Genomic DNA, 15339 nt, shown 5'->3' with positions numbered 1-15339 from the left:
CTTAGTGAGCAGGAGTAGGTTTGGAAGGTGAAGTTGTTTTCATAGCTTTTATAGAGAAATCAACATCAATGGTTCCTGCATGCTCAAATGTCAATTTTGCACTAACTTTATCACCTAGTTTGAAGGGTTTTGAAAGTCCCATAAACATAATATGATTACCACCGGGCTTAAGTGTGACTTCGCCATTTCCCGGGATTTCAATGCCATTATGCATTTTTTCCATTTTCATAATATCATTAACAACGGTCATAGTGTGCATTTCTGTTGTTTTTACGCTGTCTGTGGAAATAGAAACTAAACGATCTGGAATATTACTGTGATTAATAATATAAAAATAACCACTACTAACTTTTGCACCTTTAAGTGTTTCGCGTGCCCAAGGATTAAGAATTTCTATGTCACCAAGTTTGTATTGCTGAGCATTTGCTGGTAAGGTTATACTAGCAAAAAGAAAAACACAAATGATATTTGCGATAGCCTTTTTGTATGGATATAGCGCATATATTGTATTCTTATAGTTGAGTTTCGTTATTTTCTTGATAATATATGCCAGCATTAATTTACCCTCCTTAATAAGATTCATACTCTGAATATTTTTTATTTAGCAGAATTTTTATTTAAAATAAAAGCAAAGAATTACTAAAATAAAATTGATTTAAATTATGAGAAGAAAAGTCATAGAATTCTTCGATTTTAAAGGAAAACAGTAAGGTTTACAAAGACAAAGTATCTCTCATCATTATTCATATCACAAAAGTATTTGTAAGTGATAAAATTCTATGGTCTGCCACTCCTTTACTGAATAAAGATACAATACAAAAAGATCATAAAATTGATCAACTCTTAGTATTATAACAGCTTTTGGTATTTTAAAGCGTTTATACAGAGGCATTATCTTTCGAATTTTAAGAAGAATATAGTTAAGAAAAAGCTTTTTTGATGAATTTAAAAGACTGCTTTCAAATAGCAATGAACGATAAGGCTATTAGAAGAAGAATTGTTGAGAGGAGATAGATCAATGATATTGTTATCAATATGAACATTTAGAAAAGCACTGTTTAATACTTGAAGAAGGATCATAAAAACAGGTTCATAAGATATGCGAGCTGTTTTAGTCTTTAAGGAAGGTTTATAACGTTTTATGATATAAATTATTCGCCTTTAAACGGTATTTTTAAAAAGCTTTTATATCAGTATTTCTTAATTCATGATGAAAGATCAAGAGCGCGTGTTCAATGATTTTATTTTTATAGATAGATCTGTTTGTTGAGGATTGAAAGAAAAATATATTATGATCTTAACCCTTTCATAAATATGGTATTTATGGATTATTAGAGCGCCTACTTTGAAAGAATTTTTTTATTTTGGAGATGTTTCTCTCATTATTCTCTTGTAGCAATAAAATCGTGTTCTTATATACGAGGCAGCGAGGCTTGTTGGCGACTTGCGATTTATTATTATTTATGTTGCTTAAAGCAGGATACGGGCTTTGAGTGTTGTGAGGAGCTATCTTAAAAAGATGCTTTATGAAGGCTGAGGTAGCTTGCTGAATGGAGATTATAATATGGCAAAAGTAATTGGTATTGATTTGGGGACGACGAACTCTTGTGTGGCTGTTATGGATGGCAAAAACGCAAAGGTTATCGAAAACTCAGAAGGAGCGCGAACAACACCTTCTGTTGTTGCCTTTACGGATGGGGGAGAGCGGCTTGTAGGACAGCCTGCTAAACGTCAGGCAGTAACAAATCCTGAAGGGACAGTTTTTGCAGTGAAACGTTTGATAGGGCGGCGTTTTGATGACCCTATGGTTGAAAAAGATAAAGCACTTGTGCCTTATAAAATCGTTAAAGGTGACAATGGCGATGCATGGGTCGAAGAAGCAGGTAAGAAATATTCTCCATCGCAAATTTCAGCGATGATTTTGCAAAAGATGAAGGAAACAGCTGAATCTTATCTTGGTGAAAAAGTTGAACAAGCAGTTATTACTGTTCCTGCTTATTTTAATGATGCCCAACGTCAAGCGACTAAAGATGCGGGTAAAATTGCTGGACTTGAAGTCTTACGGATTATTAATGAGCCAACAGCTGCTGCTTTAGCTTATGGTTTGGACAAAAAGGACGGAAAAACAATTGCTGTTTACGACCTTGGTGGCGGTACATTTGATATTTCAGTCCTTGAAATTGGAGATGGCGTTTTTGAAGTTAAATCAACTAATGGAGATACATTCTTAGGAGGTGAAGACTTTGATATGCGCTTGGTCGGTTATTTTGCCGATGAATTCAAAAAAGAACAAGGTATTGATCTAAAGAATGATAAACTTGCTTTACAGCGCCTAAAAGAAGCGGCAGAAAAAGCAAAGATTGAGCTTTCTTCATCACAGCAAACAGAAATCAATTTACCATTTATTACGGCTGATCAATCGGGTCCCAAGCATTTAACAATGAAATTGACTCGGGCAAAATTTGAATCACTCGTTGATGATTTAGTGCAACGTACCATCGAGCCTTGTAAAGCTGCATTGAAAGATGCTGGATTAAAGGCTGGTGAGATTGATGAAGTTGTTTTAGTGGGCGGTATGACACGTATGCCTAAGATTCAGCAAGTTGTGCAGAACTTCTTTGGCAAAGATCCACATAAAGGTGTTAATCCCGATGAAGTGGTTGCAATGGGTGCAGCTATTCAAGGGGGCGTTTTACAAGGCGATGTCAAAGACGTGTTGCTTCTAGATGTCACCCCTTTATCCTTGGGGATTGAAACATTGGGAGGCGTTTTCACACGTCTCATTGAGCGCAATACCACTATCCCGACAAAAAAATCGCAAGTTTTTTCAACAGCTGATGATAACCAGAGTGCTGTAACGATTCGTGTTTTCCAAGGTGAACGGGAAATGGCGAGTGATAATAAATTATTGGCTCAATTTGATCTTGTTGGTATTCCCCCAGCACCGCGTGGTGTACCGCAAATCGAAGTTACTTTTGATATTGATGCGAATGGTATTGTTAATGTTTCAGCCAAAGATAAAGGAACGGGTAAAGAGCATCAAATTCGTATTCAGGCATCAGGTGGTTTAAGTGATGCTGATATTGAAAAAATGGTACAGGATGCAGAAGAACATGCCGCTGAGGATAAAAAACGCCGTGAAGGTGTTGAAGCTAGAAATCAAGCGGAAGCTCTTATTCATTCGACGGAAAAGTCACTCAATGAATATGGCGATAAAGTATCAGCTGAAGAAAAGGGGCAGATTGAAACAGCAATATCTGATTTGAAATCTGCGCTTGAAAGCAGTGATACGGAAGAAGTAACAACAAAGATGCAAAAATTAGCAGAAGTCAGTATGAAGCTTGGACAGGCTATGTATGAAGCGTCACAAGCAGCAAGCGCTGACACTGAAACAGAGACAAAGAATGATGATGTTGTTGATGCTGATTTTGAAGAAGTTAATGATAAGAAGAAATAGTGTCAGCATATGTGTTGATTAATTTATAAACCCGGCCTTTGAAATATAAGGCTGGGCTTTATTATTTGAGACAAGTTGCAACTTTGTTGCTAAAAATATAAATTAAAAGAGATATTATCCATAAAGATGGATAATAGAAAAACTATCAGGAATACATGATGAAGGTTGATTATTATGAAATTCTTGGCGTGACTCGTGAATGTGATGATAAAAAATTGAAATCTGCTTTTCGTAAGTTGGCAATGCAATATCATCCTGATCGCAACGCCGGGGATAAAGAGGCAGAGCGAAAATTCAAAGAAATTGGCGAAGCCTATGAAGTTCTTAAAGATCCCCAAAAGCGTGCTGCTTATGACCGATTTGGTCATGCGGCCTTTGAAAATAGCGGTGGTCAAGGGGGAGGCAATCCCTTTAGCGGTTTTGCTGCCGGTGGTGGATTTGCTGATATTTTTGAAGATTTTTTTGGTGAGATTATGGGAGGCGCACACCGTAAGCGTGGTGATGGTCGCGAACGTGGTGCAGACTTAAGTTATAATATGGAAGTGACCTTAGAAGAGGCCTTTTCAGGAAAAACTGCAGAAATTAATATTCCTAGTTCTGTTACGTGCGATGTTTGTGAAGGTTCAGGAGCGAGAAAGGGCTCTAGTCCACAAGTTTGTGGGACATGTCATGGGTCTGGTCGTGTGCGTGCTGCACAAGGTTTTTTTTCTATTGAGAGAACATGTCATACATGTCACGGACGTGGTGAAACGATTACAGATCCATGCCCCAAATGTCAGGGTACACGGCGTATAGAGAAAAAACGTTCGTTGAGCGTGAATGTTCCAGCTGGTATTGAAGATGGGACGCGTATTCGTCTTTCTGGTGAGGGTGATGCTGGTGTTCGTGGTGGTCCCAATGGTGATCTTTATATTTTCCTTTCCGTTAAACCGCATGAATTTTTTCAGCGAGAAGGAGCAGATCTTCACTGTCGCGTTCCTATTTCGATGGTAACAGCGGCTTTAGGAGGAGAGTTTGAAGTTTCTGACCTTGATGGTGTTAAAGCACGTGTTAAGATCCCAGAAGGGACACAAAATGGACGTCAATTCCGCCTTAAAGGTAAAGGCATGCCCATGTTGCGCCGTCAGCAGCTAAGAGGTGATCTGTACATTCATATCACGATTGAGACACCACAGAAGCTCACGCACGAGCAACGTGAACTATTGCAAAAATTTGAAAAGCTCTCAAATCATGAGAATTCACCACAATCACATGGTTTTTTTTCACGGATGAAAGAATTTTTTGAAAATATTTCTGGTTAAAGTAGGTGAATGTTTTCAAAGTAAATGAGAAAACATTTTTGGAAGGTTATTTTTATTAAACTTTCGATTGTCTTATTATCTTTGAAAAGAAAAAAGAGAGACGATTGATTTATTGTAAGTTCCTGTTGTACAGAATTTTTTACATTTTATGGATAAGTTTTACTTTTTAATGTTTATAATATTTTAAAAGGGGCTTATCCATAGAAAGATGCACTGAATGATTGATAATATTTCTAGTGTAACGGCCATTTATCTTTTGTACCACAAAAGATCGTCATTTAAGGCGGTAATACAAATGTAAGCCTCTTGTACACATAAAGCGTTTTTAGAAGTGCGAGGTTATTAGGCTTGTTCGTAGAGTCTTATGTGAATAAATCATATAAGCTAATCATCAGGTAGAACCAACCCAGTAAGAATCCAGATTTTTTTACAGACAAAATCCCTTTTAAAAGCTCCAACATAAAGTTTTAAAATGGCAAAATCTTATCAGATGATGCTAAAAAAGCTGTTGGGCAATCTGTCTCTTATTCTCAATAATATAACCTTTCATGATCGATTGTATAAGGTGCTATTTTCATATAGTTTTAACCACAGCCTGCTCTAAAATATGGAAGCTTTTATTCGAATAATACTTTGATTTACAATAATATTAACTGTTTTGTATGTTGAATGAGAGTCCCGAATAACGTATGATTCCCTTATTTCAAAGCTGTTTATTTTGAATCAATCAAAATCATTCATTTGCACGTCAAAAGTGGGATGAATGTGTGAATAAAATTTGTATAAGAAAGGACTAAAAATGGCTCTTGTGAACCGTCTTAATGCAAGATTTGTCGCAACATTGGGGCTGGCAAATATAACGATGGTGCTTGGCTTGTTACTTCATAAGCGTAAAGATGAGGTGCCCAATGGATTTATCGTTATACCCTTCACGGGGGCACCGTCGCGAAATGGGTTTGGGTGCTTTGAGAGATGTCTCTTTAAAACAAGCCCGTGAATTGGCAAATCAATGGTGTTGATACACTAATTTCATTTTTTTTACGCTATAAAAAGATAAGTTATTACTATAAATCAGTTTATTATAATTCTCCATAATGTGCATTCTTGTAAAATCAATGGTTGTATATATTCCTATTCATTGTTAAGTATCCATAAGGGGAACCTAATGAGTTGATTGTACAGCGTAGCTTAAAAGTTTTGCTTTTCAATTTTATACATCAGATCATAAAATAGTGACGTTTTTTACGCTTATTTTGTTTAATTTTTCGCTATTACGTTTATTGAGGAAGTTATTTTCTTGTTTCATCTGGTTATTATTTTTTTGTAATTTGAAGGAAAATTGACGATTTTCAGGGGGATGGATAGAGTAAAGCTTTGTTTTATTGTTTTCACTTTTCCTAAATTTCACTAAGAGATAGTAAAAAGTGATGAGGAGGCTCTATTAATGGATGATGCTAAAAACAGTGCTGTCGATGTTTTGGAAAAACAAGCAGCATTTTTATCGTCTGCTTTACCTTATATGCAAAAATACGAAAATAAAACAGTCGTGGTAAAATATGGCGGTCATGCTATGGGTGATCCTGCTTTGGGACGAGCATTTGCGCGTGATATTGCTCTATTAAAGCAATCAGGGATTAATCCTGTTGTTGTTCATGGTGGAGGACCTCAAATTGCTGAAATTTTGATGAAAATGGGGATTGAATCACGATTTGAAAACGGTTTACGGGTAACCGATGAGCGGATCATTGAAGTGGTTGAAATGGTTTTAGCGGGTTCCATCAATAAGGAAATAGTTGCTCTCATCAATGCTGAGGGTGAATGGGCAATAGGGTTGTGCGGCAAGGATGGCAATATGGTTTTTGCCGAAAAGGCTTATAGAACTGTCATTGATCCTGATTCGCATATTGAACGTGTTCTAGATTTGGGATTTGTTGGTGAGCCTATTGAAGTTGATCGTACATTGCTGGATCTATTAGCTTGTTCTGAAATGATACCAGTTCTTGCTCCTGTGGCTCCAGGTAGGGATGGTAAAACCTATAATATTAATGCTGATATTTTTGCTGGAGCTATTGCGGGTGCATTAGAGGCTAAACGTCTTTTATTTCTTACTGATGTTCCTGGTGTTTTGGATAAACAGGGTAAACTTTTAAAAGAATTGACAGTTTCTGAGGCTAAGAAACTTATCGAAAATGGAACAATTTCAGGAGGCATGATTCCAAAAGTAGAGACTTGTGTGAAAGCCCTTCAAAATGGTGTGGAAGGTGTTGTCATTTTAAATGGAAAAACCCCTCATTCTGTTTTACTAGAGCTGTTTACCGAACAGGGAGTTGGAACACTTATTGTTTCATAAATTGTGCGGAAAATTGGAGGAGAAGGCTTTTCATGACGAATATCAAACAGTTTAAATATCCTTTATTAAGCAAACCAGAGTTGGCAATATTTGCTGCAACAATATTATGGGGGATTACATTTTTAGTCATTCACATTGCGGTACGCTATAGCGGTCCTCTGTTTTTTGTTGGATTTCGTTTTATTGCTGCATCCCTTATATGTGGAGCAATTTTTTGGCGCTCTATAAAAGGTATAACTGTTTATGAAGTTTTTGCTGGGATGGCAATTGGTTTATCCATGTTTTTTGGTTATGCTTTTCAAGCAGCTGGACTTCAAACGATTATTAGTAGTCAGTCGGCTTTTATCACAGCGCTTTATGTTCCGATGGTTCCAATCTTGCAATGGATTGTTTTTAAAAAGCCTCCCCGTTTTGCTTGTTGGATTGGTATTGTTTTTGCTTTTATTGGCCTTGTACTTGTTTCAGGACAAAAGCCGGGAAGTTTTGATTTTTCAAAAGGCGAAATTTTGACTTTGTTGGGGGCCTTAGCAATTGCTGGAGAAGTCATACTCATCGGAATTTTTGCCAACAAGGTTGATAGTCGACGTGTGACCATTATTCAGTTATTCTTTAGTGGTTTTTTTTCGTTTTCTTGTATGCCTTTGATGGGGGAAAGCATTCCTGAATTTTCGTGGGTATGGTTTATTATTGGTATGGGATTGGCATTAATGAGTGCGATTATTCAATTGGCCATGAATTGGGCACAAAAGTCCATTTCCCCTACACGTGCAACACTCATTTATGCAGGTGAACCAGTATGGGCTGGTATTGTTGGGCGTTTGGCTGGAGAGCATTTATCTTCTTTAGCTTTATTGGGTGGTTTGTTTATTCTGATTGGGATCATTGTTGCTGAATTACAACCTTCACAATGGCGTAAAAAAAATAAAGCTCTTGAAAAGATTGATTAGCGATGCACTTTTCCTATGATGATTTTATTGCATGCGTTTTTTTACTTACAGAGTTTTTATTTAAATTACAAAACAATAAATAATCATTATAAATCAATATGTTATATAATTATTCGAAGAGGATTGATGTTTTTATCTTTAATGGAGGCAGAAAGGAGTTGTATAGAAAGTACATAAAAACTCTATGCAATAGAACTTATTTTTACAGTTTTAAACGTTAAAAAAACTATTCCTTTGGACATGCATTTATTATATAAGATTGCTAAAAAAGCAGATTATTGCGTACAAATAAAAAGTATTTCTCGCAAGTTTTATCGAAAGTTTAAGTGATATACATGTCTACTCTGTATTTATACAACATATAGATTTATAATGAGAATATAGCATTCTTCACATTGAATTAGAATCCTGAATACCGTAAATTTTTTTCATGTTAAATCAATCCAAATCACTTGATTACACGCTATAAGCGGATGGGCCATGTGGTAAAATTGCATAAAAAGGCATGTCTCCTCTAAATTCTTTCAAGTCTCAAGGACTATTGCAACATTGGAGGTTGGTAAAGTGTGTGATGGTAGCGGCTTATCAGCCTATGGAGTCATCAGACAAGATGTGAAAAGATCATTTTAGTCTCTTTGGTATTTAATTTATTAAATAAAAGCCTTATTTTTTCAGGTTATGGGAGGTTGTGTTTTGAGAAGCTTTTTGGGTTAATATTCTTTTGAAAGGTTTTCGATAGGACATAATTGGTCTTTGCGTTTTATGTTATTCTTTGCTAAATCGCCTTATATGACAATAGATCGTAATTATATTCGTAATTTTTCCATCGTGGCGCATATTGATCACGGCAAGTCCACTTTAGCGGATCGTTTGATTCAAATGACAGGAGGGCTTGACACACGTGAGATGAAGGAACAAGTGCTTGATTCTATGGATATTGAGCGTGAACGTGGAATTACTATTAAAGCACAAACAGTACGTTTACATTATAAAGCAAAGAATGGTCAGACTTATATTTTAAATCTTATGGATACACCAGGTCATGTGGATTTTGCTTATGAAGTTTCGCGTTCATTGGCAGCTTGTGAAGGTTCTCTGTTGGTGGTGGATGCAAGCCAAGGTGTCGAAGCACAGACGTTGGCAAATGTTTATCAAGCTATTGATAATTCCCATGAATTGGTTGTTGTACTCAATAAAGTTGACCTTCCGGCAGCAGAACCTGAACGTGTTAAAGAACAAATTGAAGATGTGATAGGCATTGATACCTCTGGGGCCGTGGAAATATCAGCAAAAACAGGTTTAGGTGTCCCTGATGTTTTGGAAGCAATTGTTACACAGTTACCACCTCCACGTACAGGCGATGTTGCAAATCCCTTGAAGGCAATGTTGGTTGATAGCTGGTATGATGCATATCTTGGTGTCATCGTTTTGGTACGAGTCATTGATGGTGTGCTAAAAAAAGGCCAAACCATTCGTATGATGGGTACGGGCGCAAAATATCCTGTTGAGCGTGTTGGGGTGTTTACACCTAAAATGGTACAAGTTGATGAATTAGGACCAGGTGAGATTGGTTTTATCACTGCTTCTATCAAAGAGGTTGCTGATACACGGGTTGGTGATACAATTACGGAAGAGCGTCGTCCTTGTGAAAATGCTTTACCTGGTTTTAAGCCTGCACAACCGGTTGTCTTTTGTGGACTTTTTCCAATTGATGCTGCCGATTTTGATGATTTGCGTGCAGCCATGGGCAAATTACGCTTAAATGATGCGAGTTTTTCTTTTGAAATGGAAACATCTGCAGCTTTGGGGTTTGGTTTTCGGTGTGGCTTTTTGGGACTTCTTCATCTTGAAATTATTCAAGAGCGATTAGAGCGTGAGTTTAATTTAGATTTAATCGCGACAGCACCTTCAGTTGTTTATCGTATGAATATGAATGATGGTTCAGTTAAAGAGTTGCACAATCCAGCAGATATGCCTGATGTGGTTAGAATTTCTTCTATCGAAGAACCGTGGATTCGAGCGACAATCATGACTCCTGATAATTATCTTGGGTCAATTTTAGAGCTATGCCAAGAGCGGCGTGGGGTACAGGTTGGTTTATCCTATGTTGGAACGCGTGCTATGGTGACATATGATTTACCACTTAATGAAGTTGTTTTTGATTTTTATGACCGCCTAAAATCGATCTCAAAGGGGTATGCTTCTTTTGATTATCAGATGAGGGATTATGCAGAGGGGGATTTAGTTAAAATGTCTATTTTGGTAAATGGAGAGTCTATTGATGCATTGTCCATGCTTGTGCACCGTACGATTGCGGAAAAGCGTGGGCGTTCCATGTGCGAAAAGCTGAAAGATCTTATTCCCCAGCATATGTTTCAGATTCCAATTCAAGCAGCTATTGGTGGTAAAGTCATAGCGCGCGAAACAATTCGAGCTTTGCGTAAAGATGTAACAGCAAAATGTTACGGGGGTGATGTGACGCGTAAGCGCAAATTATTGGAAAAGCAAAAAGAAGGCAAAAAACGGATGCGCCAATTTGGAAAGGTAGAAATTCCTCAGTCAGCTTTTATTCAAGCGCTCAAAATGAATAAATAATGAAAAAGGGTGTATTTTCCTCATTAAATTGTGCTTTTGTTTTTGCCGACTGGTTCAGGTTTTTAAAGAGTGTTTCTTAAATGGAAATTGGGCAGTCCTCACGCTTTTGGGGATAGTGTGCTTTTTCATTGTGTCACGTTGCTCACGTAAAATGGAATGCTTTAAACAAAAATACATTTATGTTGCGTATTGTCCCCCCCCTTTTTTAAAAAAGAAATATCTCTCTCTCAATGTACCCGAGCCGATTTCACAATGGTGTTCGTCAAAAGGATAATAATTAAAGCTTCCTTAAATAACATAAAACCCATTTGGCATGACCATCTTTACATGTCATAAAGACGCATAGTGCTACCATCATACTTTTTGCGTGTTCAAAATGTTATGATAGCTCTTGGTTTTTAAGAGCGTTCAATAAAGACATTTTCACTCTTTTATTAAGGTACGTCTTACCCAAACACTCTTTACGTTTGTAATGCGCAAGGAAATGAGAGCAATTAATTCAATATAAAAGGATTTGAAATAAGAAGAATCCTTTTATTTTATAGTGTTATTAAAATTGAAAACAATAAATGACATTATCAATCAACATTGTGTTTAATCACGTAAAAGCTCATTAATCGATGTTTTTTCTCGTGTTTTTTGATCAACGCGTTTTACAATAACAGCACAGTAAAGGTTTGGTCCTGCTTCACCATTAGGGAGTGGTTTTCCAGGGAGAGACCCTGGTACAACAACTGAATATGCCGGTACTTCACCAATAAAAATTTCTCCTGTTGTACGATCAATAATCTTTGTAGACTTCCCAATAAAGACTCCCATTCCTAAAACAGCACCTTCACGAATAATACAACCTTCAACAACTTCAGAGCGAGCACCAATAAAACAATGATCTTCAATAATGGTTGGATTTGCTTGCAGAGGTTCCAAAACGCCTCCAATACCAACACCACCAGAAAGGTGAACATGTTTGCCAATTTGTGCACAAGAACCAACGGTTGTCCAGGTATCAACCATTGTTCCTTCATCGACAAAAGCGCCAAGATTGATAAAGGATGGCATGAGTATAACGTTTGGCGCAATATAGGAAGAATGACGTACAATCGCTCCAGGAACGGAACGAAACCCCGCTTTTTGAAAATCATTTTCTTTCCAACCAGAAAATTTTGAAGGAACTTTATCCCACCAATATGTTCCATTGATTCCACCAGCAATAATTTTCATTGGGTTTAGCCGAAAAGAGAGCAAAACAGCTTTTTTCAACCATTGATGAACATACCATTGTCCATTTTTTTGCCGTTCTGCCACACGGATTTCACCTTTATCAAGAAGGTTCAATATGTGTTCGACACTCTCACGGATTTCGCCTTTTGTGGTAGTATTGATAGAATCGCGATTATCAAATGCTTTTTCGATAATGATTTCAAATTGTGTGAGATGGGTCATGACGAGCGTTCCGTTAAACAAGTTGAAAGCTTCAAGATTTATTCTCTATGACCTACGCGAAGAAATGTTTTTAGTCAATAAAACGATGAGAAAGTAAGACATGTGCATGAAAAAAAGCTGTAAAGAAAAAAGAAAAGAAGAACAAGAAAATTGGACACCACTTCTTCACACGAGAGAAGCTCTCCAACAGATCCATGAAGTTTCTAATTCAACACAAATGTGTTCACCTACTTATCGTTTAGCCTATATCGATCAAGATTTTATGATGCGTCCAGAGCTGCGCTCACAACGTATTGGTCTTGAATTTTTAAAGCCAGAAATAACACTTAAAGAATATGATATCCAATCAACAGTTGTTTTGTTTGGTGGTGCGCGTATTCCTGAACACGGGCAAGAAGCTTGGGCAGCAAAAAATGAAACGCAAAAGAAAAACTTGCATGCTATGTCACATTATTACGATGAGGCAAGGGAATTTGCATGTTTATGCTCACGCTATTCCGCTACCACACAATATCGTGAGTTTGTGGTTGTCACAGGGGGTGGACCAGGGATCATGGAAGCAGGAAATCGTGGCGCTTGTGATGTTGGAGCCCCAACGGTTGGCTTGAATATTATTTTACCGCATGAACAAGAGCCTAATTCATATGTATCTCCGCATTTGTGTTTCAATTTTCACTATTTGGGGATGCGAAAAATGCATTTTCTCATGCGGGCGAAGGCATTAGCTATTTTTCCTGGAGGATTTGGGACTTTGGATGAGTTGTTTGAGTCGTTAACTTTGATACAGACGGGACGGATGAAACAGGTTCCAATTTTACTGTTTGGCAAAGAATTTTGGTACAATGTGATCAATTTTGATTATTTATCAGAACAAGGTACAATTTCTCCCTCCGATATTGATTTAGTAAAATTTGTCAATACTGCAGCAGAAGCCTTTGAAGAAATCCGTTGTTTTTACAAACTACCTTAATTGCTCTTTAAGAAGAAACTTTGCATAATAATTAATATTCTATTTTGGTTAAATAAAGTCCTGAAGGGGGAGCAACAACACCACAACGTTTACGATCTTTAGCATGAAGAGCTGCTTCAAGATCTTGTGCTCTCCAGCGCCCAACACCAACTTCCATCAGGCTTCCTGCAAAGGAACGGATTTGATGATGCAGAAAAGAGCGTGCTTGTGCATAGAGGAAGATTTCTTCCCCTTCTCTTTTCACATCAAGGCGTTCAAGGGTGCGAATAGGGCTTTTAGCTTGGCAATGTATTGAACGGAAAGTTGTAAAATCATGTTGTCCTACAAGCTTTTGAGCAGCTTCATGCATAGCTTGCGCATCAAGAGGCTTTGGCAACCACCATACGCGTTTGGCATTTAAGGCTGGTGGAGAGCGGCGATTGAGAATTTTAAAAAGATAATGACGTTTAATAGCAGAAAATCGTGCATCAAAATCATCAGGGACATTTTCGACATTTAAGATTGAAATATTTTCTCTCCGTTTTTGCAAATGCGCATTCAGAGCATCGCGTATAGTGTGCGTCTGCCAGTTTTTTTCAAAATCAACATGCGCAACTTGCCCCATAGCGTGTACACCAGCATCCGTTCGACCCGCTGTTGTGATGGTCAATTGTTGTCCACAAAAGAGAAAAATGACTTGTTCAAGAGCGCCTTGTATGGTGTGCAGATCTGCTTGACGTTGCCAGCCAGCATAATTTGATCCATCATATTCAAGAGTAAGTTTAAAACGTGGCATATCAAAAAACAGCAGAAATATGAGCACCTCGCAAAAAGGTTGCATTCTCAAGGACTTTACCACCAGATCTCTGCAGATGGGTTATTTCAAGAAGCCCTTGTCCACAATGGACAATCAAAGAATCTGGTTCTATTCGACCAATTTCAAGAGAAGAGCCTGTTATTAAACGACTTCCAAGAATTTTTACGCGTTCTTCTTGTCCCATGATAATCATGTTACACCAGCAACCAGGAAAGGGAGAGAGTGCGCGAATATATCGATGAATAAATTTAGCAGACTTTGTCCAATCAATGCGGGTTTCTTCCTTTTTGATTTTGGCAGCATAGGTGATGCCTTCTTCTGATTGGGGGGTCAGTTTGAGTTGTCCTTTTTCTAAAGTTGATAGAGCTTCTATCATAAGTTCTGCGCCGATATATGAAAGCTTATTTGAAAGTTCATCCGTTGTGGTGGTATCCGTGATGGGAATAGAGCGTGAGAGGGCAATAGGCCCTGTATCAAGCCCTTCATCCATTTTCATAATCATCATCCCCGTTTCCTTATCACCAGCCATAATGGCACGCTGAATAGGTGCAGCACCACGCCAGCGTGGTAAAAGTGAAGCATGGGCATTAAAACATCCAAAACGTGGTGTTTCAAGAATAGCTTTTGGTAAGAGGAGTCCATAGGCAACTACAACAGCAACATCAATACAAAGTGCTGCAAATTGGGCTTGCTGTTCGGCTGTTTTGAGTGTTTGGGGCGTGAATACGGGAATAGACTTTTCTTCTGCTGCACTTTGCACAGGTGAGGGAATGAGTTTAAGACCACGACGTCCTGCTGGGCGAGGAGGTTGACTATAAACGGCAACAACATCATGACCAGATTCCAACAAAGCACGCAAAATGGGAACAGAAAAACTAGGGGTTCCCATAAAACTCAACCGTAATGCCATTACAAAATTGCTTCCTGAGTATTTTTTTCTTTTGCGCGTTTTTTAAATTTTCGTATCACCATATCGCGTTTGATTTTTGAGATATGATCAATAAAAAGACGCCCATCTAAATGATCCATTTCATGCTGCAAGCAAGTTGCCAACAAATCATCTGCTTCAATTTCTGTTTGTTTTCCTTCACGATTCTGATAGCGAACACGCAGACGTTTAGGGCGTTCAACTTCTGCAAAATAGTCAGGAATAGAAAGACAACCTTCTTTGTGAATATTACGCTCTTCTGAAAGCCATAGAATCTCTGGATTGATAATAACAAACGGATTTTTCGGTGCATCATTTGGAGAGACATCCATAACCAGCATGCGTAGCGGTATGCCAATCTGAATAGCAGCAAGACCAATGCCGTGGGCATGATACATAGTTTCCAGCATATTATCTGCAAGCTTTTGGAGGGTTGCATCAACATGCTCGATGGGCTTGGACACTTCCCGTAAAATCGGATCTGGTAAAGTAACTAAAGATCTTATTGACATGGAGCACAGATTAATCAATGCTTGTGTATGGGTCAATATT

At 37.9% G+C, this 15339-nt stretch carries 11 protein-coding genes and 1 pseudogene; 7 read left to right on the top strand and 5 right to left on the bottom strand.

The features are described from left to right. Position 1: 1 nt before the first annotated feature. Entirely contained in the window at positions 2–556 is a 555-nt protein-coding gene (locus PVV59_RS00395) for a copper chaperone PCu(A)C (RefSeq protein ID WP_273753905.1), read from the bottom strand. A gap of 1008 nt (positions 557–1564) precedes the next feature. Here PVV59_RS00395 and dnaK point away from each other — a divergent pair. The 6 genes and pseudogenes from dnaK to lepA all read left to right on the top strand — a co-directional run bounded on the left by dnaK (position 1565) and on the right by lepA (position 10650). After that, a complete protein-coding gene (gene dnaK / locus PVV59_RS00390; protein WP_273753904.1) occupies positions 1565–3457 on the top strand; it encodes a molecular chaperone DnaK in 1893 nt (630 codons plus the stop codon). Between the two features lie 158 nt (positions 3458–3615). After that, positions 3616–4758, top strand: a complete 1143-nt coding sequence (gene dnaJ / locus PVV59_RS00385) for a molecular chaperone DnaJ (protein ID WP_273754072.1) — start codon at positions 3616–3618, stop codon at positions 4756–4758. A 799-nt stretch (positions 4759–5557) separates the two neighbouring features. Then, positions 5558–5771: pseudogene (locus tag PVV59_RS00380) on the top strand (Arm DNA-binding domain-containing protein); the annotation flags it as partial. Positions 5772–6202: 431 nt separating this feature from the next. Next, the gene (gene argB / locus PVV59_RS00375; protein ID WP_273753903.1) at positions 6203–7108 is read left to right on the top strand and encodes an acetylglutamate kinase; all 906 of its coding nucleotides are present in this window, start codon (positions 6203–6205) and stop codon (positions 7106–7108) included. 32 nt (positions 7109–7140) lie between these two features. Continuing rightward, positions 7141–8055: a DMT family transporter gene (locus PVV59_RS00370; RefSeq protein WP_273753902.1), complete on the top strand. Its 915-nt coding sequence runs from the start codon at positions 7141–7143 to the stop codon at positions 8053–8055. A gap of 789 nt (positions 8056–8844) precedes the next feature. Then, positions 8845–10650, top strand: a complete 1806-nt coding sequence (lepA, locus tag PVV59_RS00365; protein WP_273753901.1) for a translation elongation factor 4 — start codon at positions 8845–8847, stop codon at positions 10648–10650. A 594-nt stretch (positions 10651–11244) separates the two neighbouring features. Here the strand turns inward: lepA and dapD are convergent. Further along, positions 11245–12093, bottom strand: a complete 849-nt coding sequence (gene dapD / locus PVV59_RS00360) for a 2,3,4,5-tetrahydropyridine-2,6-dicarboxylate N-succinyltransferase (protein ID WP_273753900.1) — start codon at positions 12091–12093, stop codon at positions 11245–11247. A 106-nt stretch (positions 12094–12199) separates the two neighbouring features. Between dapD and PVV59_RS00355 the strand changes: the two genes are divergently transcribed. Further along, positions 12200–13063: an LOG family protein gene (locus PVV59_RS00355; RefSeq protein WP_273753899.1), complete on the top strand. Its 864-nt coding sequence runs from the start codon at positions 12200–12202 to the stop codon at positions 13061–13063. 31 nt (positions 13064–13094) lie between these two features. On the opposite strand, the gene truA is transcribed toward PVV59_RS00355, so the two are convergent. The 3 genes from truA to def are packed head-to-tail and all read right to left on the bottom strand — an operon-like array spanning position 13095 to position 15299. Then, positions 13095–13838: a tRNA pseudouridine(38-40) synthase TruA gene (truA, locus tag PVV59_RS00350; protein ID WP_273753898.1), complete on the bottom strand. Its 744-nt coding sequence runs from the start codon at positions 13836–13838 to the stop codon at positions 13095–13097. 1 nt (position 13839) lies between these two features. Then, a complete protein-coding gene (gene fmt / locus PVV59_RS00345; RefSeq protein ID WP_273753897.1) occupies positions 13840–14769 on the bottom strand; it encodes a methionyl-tRNA formyltransferase in 930 nt (309 codons plus the stop codon). Beyond that, complete coding sequence (gene def / locus PVV59_RS00340) at positions 14769–15299, bottom strand: peptide deformylase (RefSeq protein ID WP_273753896.1); 531 nt, start codon at positions 15297–15299, stop codon at positions 14769–14771. The genes fmt and def overlap by 1 nt, the downstream gene beginning before the upstream one ends. Between the last annotated feature and the right edge of the window lie 40 nt (positions 15300–15339).

It is taken from the genome of Bartonella sp. MM73XJBT.G, from assembly GCF_028618435.1.
Taxonomy (GTDB): Bacteria; Pseudomonadota; Alphaproteobacteria; order Rhizobiales; family Rhizobiaceae; genus Bartonella.
The sequence above is the reverse complement of the archived record's forward strand: the minus strand, read 5'-3'. Positions and strand labels throughout refer to the sequence as shown.

What these genes read in the sequence shown, in the direction of transcription:
- dnaJ (WP_273754072.1), top strand. Translation starts at nt 3,616, where the DNA reads ATGAAGGTTGATTATTATGAAATTCTTGGCGTGACTCGTGAATGTGAT.
- truA (WP_273753898.1), bottom strand. Translation starts at nt 13,838, where the DNA reads ATGCCACGTTTTAAACTTACTCTTGAATATGATGGATCAAATTATGCT.
- dnaK (WP_273753904.1), top strand. Translation starts at nt 1,565, where the DNA reads ATGGCAAAAGTAATTGGTATTGATTTGGGGACGACGAACTCTTGTGTG.
- def (WP_273753896.1), bottom strand. Translation starts at nt 15,299, where the DNA reads ATGTCAATAAGATCTTTAGTTACTTTACCAGATCCGATTTTACGGGAA.
- dapD (WP_273753900.1), bottom strand. Translation starts at nt 12,093, where the DNA reads ATGACCCATCTCACACAATTTGAAATCATTATCGAAAAAGCATTTGAT.
- PVV59_RS00395 (WP_273753905.1), bottom strand. Translation starts at nt 556, where the DNA reads ATGCTGGCATATATTATCAAGAAAATAACGAAACTCAACTATAAGAAT.
- fmt (WP_273753897.1), bottom strand. Translation starts at nt 14,769, where the DNA reads ATGGCATTACGGTTGAGTTTTATGGGAACCCCTAGTTTTTCTGTTCCC.
- PVV59_RS00355 (WP_273753899.1), top strand. Translation starts at nt 12,200, where the DNA reads ATGAAAAAAAGCTGTAAAGAAAAAAGAAAAGAAGAACAAGAAAATTGG.
- PVV59_RS00370 (WP_273753902.1), top strand. Translation starts at nt 7,141, where the DNA reads ATGACGAATATCAAACAGTTTAAATATCCTTTATTAAGCAAACCAGAG.
- lepA (WP_273753901.1), top strand. Translation starts at nt 8,845, where the DNA reads ATGACAATAGATCGTAATTATATTCGTAATTTTTCCATCGTGGCGCAT.
- argB (WP_273753903.1), top strand. Translation starts at nt 6,203, where the DNA reads ATGGATGATGCTAAAAACAGTGCTGTCGATGTTTTGGAAAAACAAGCA.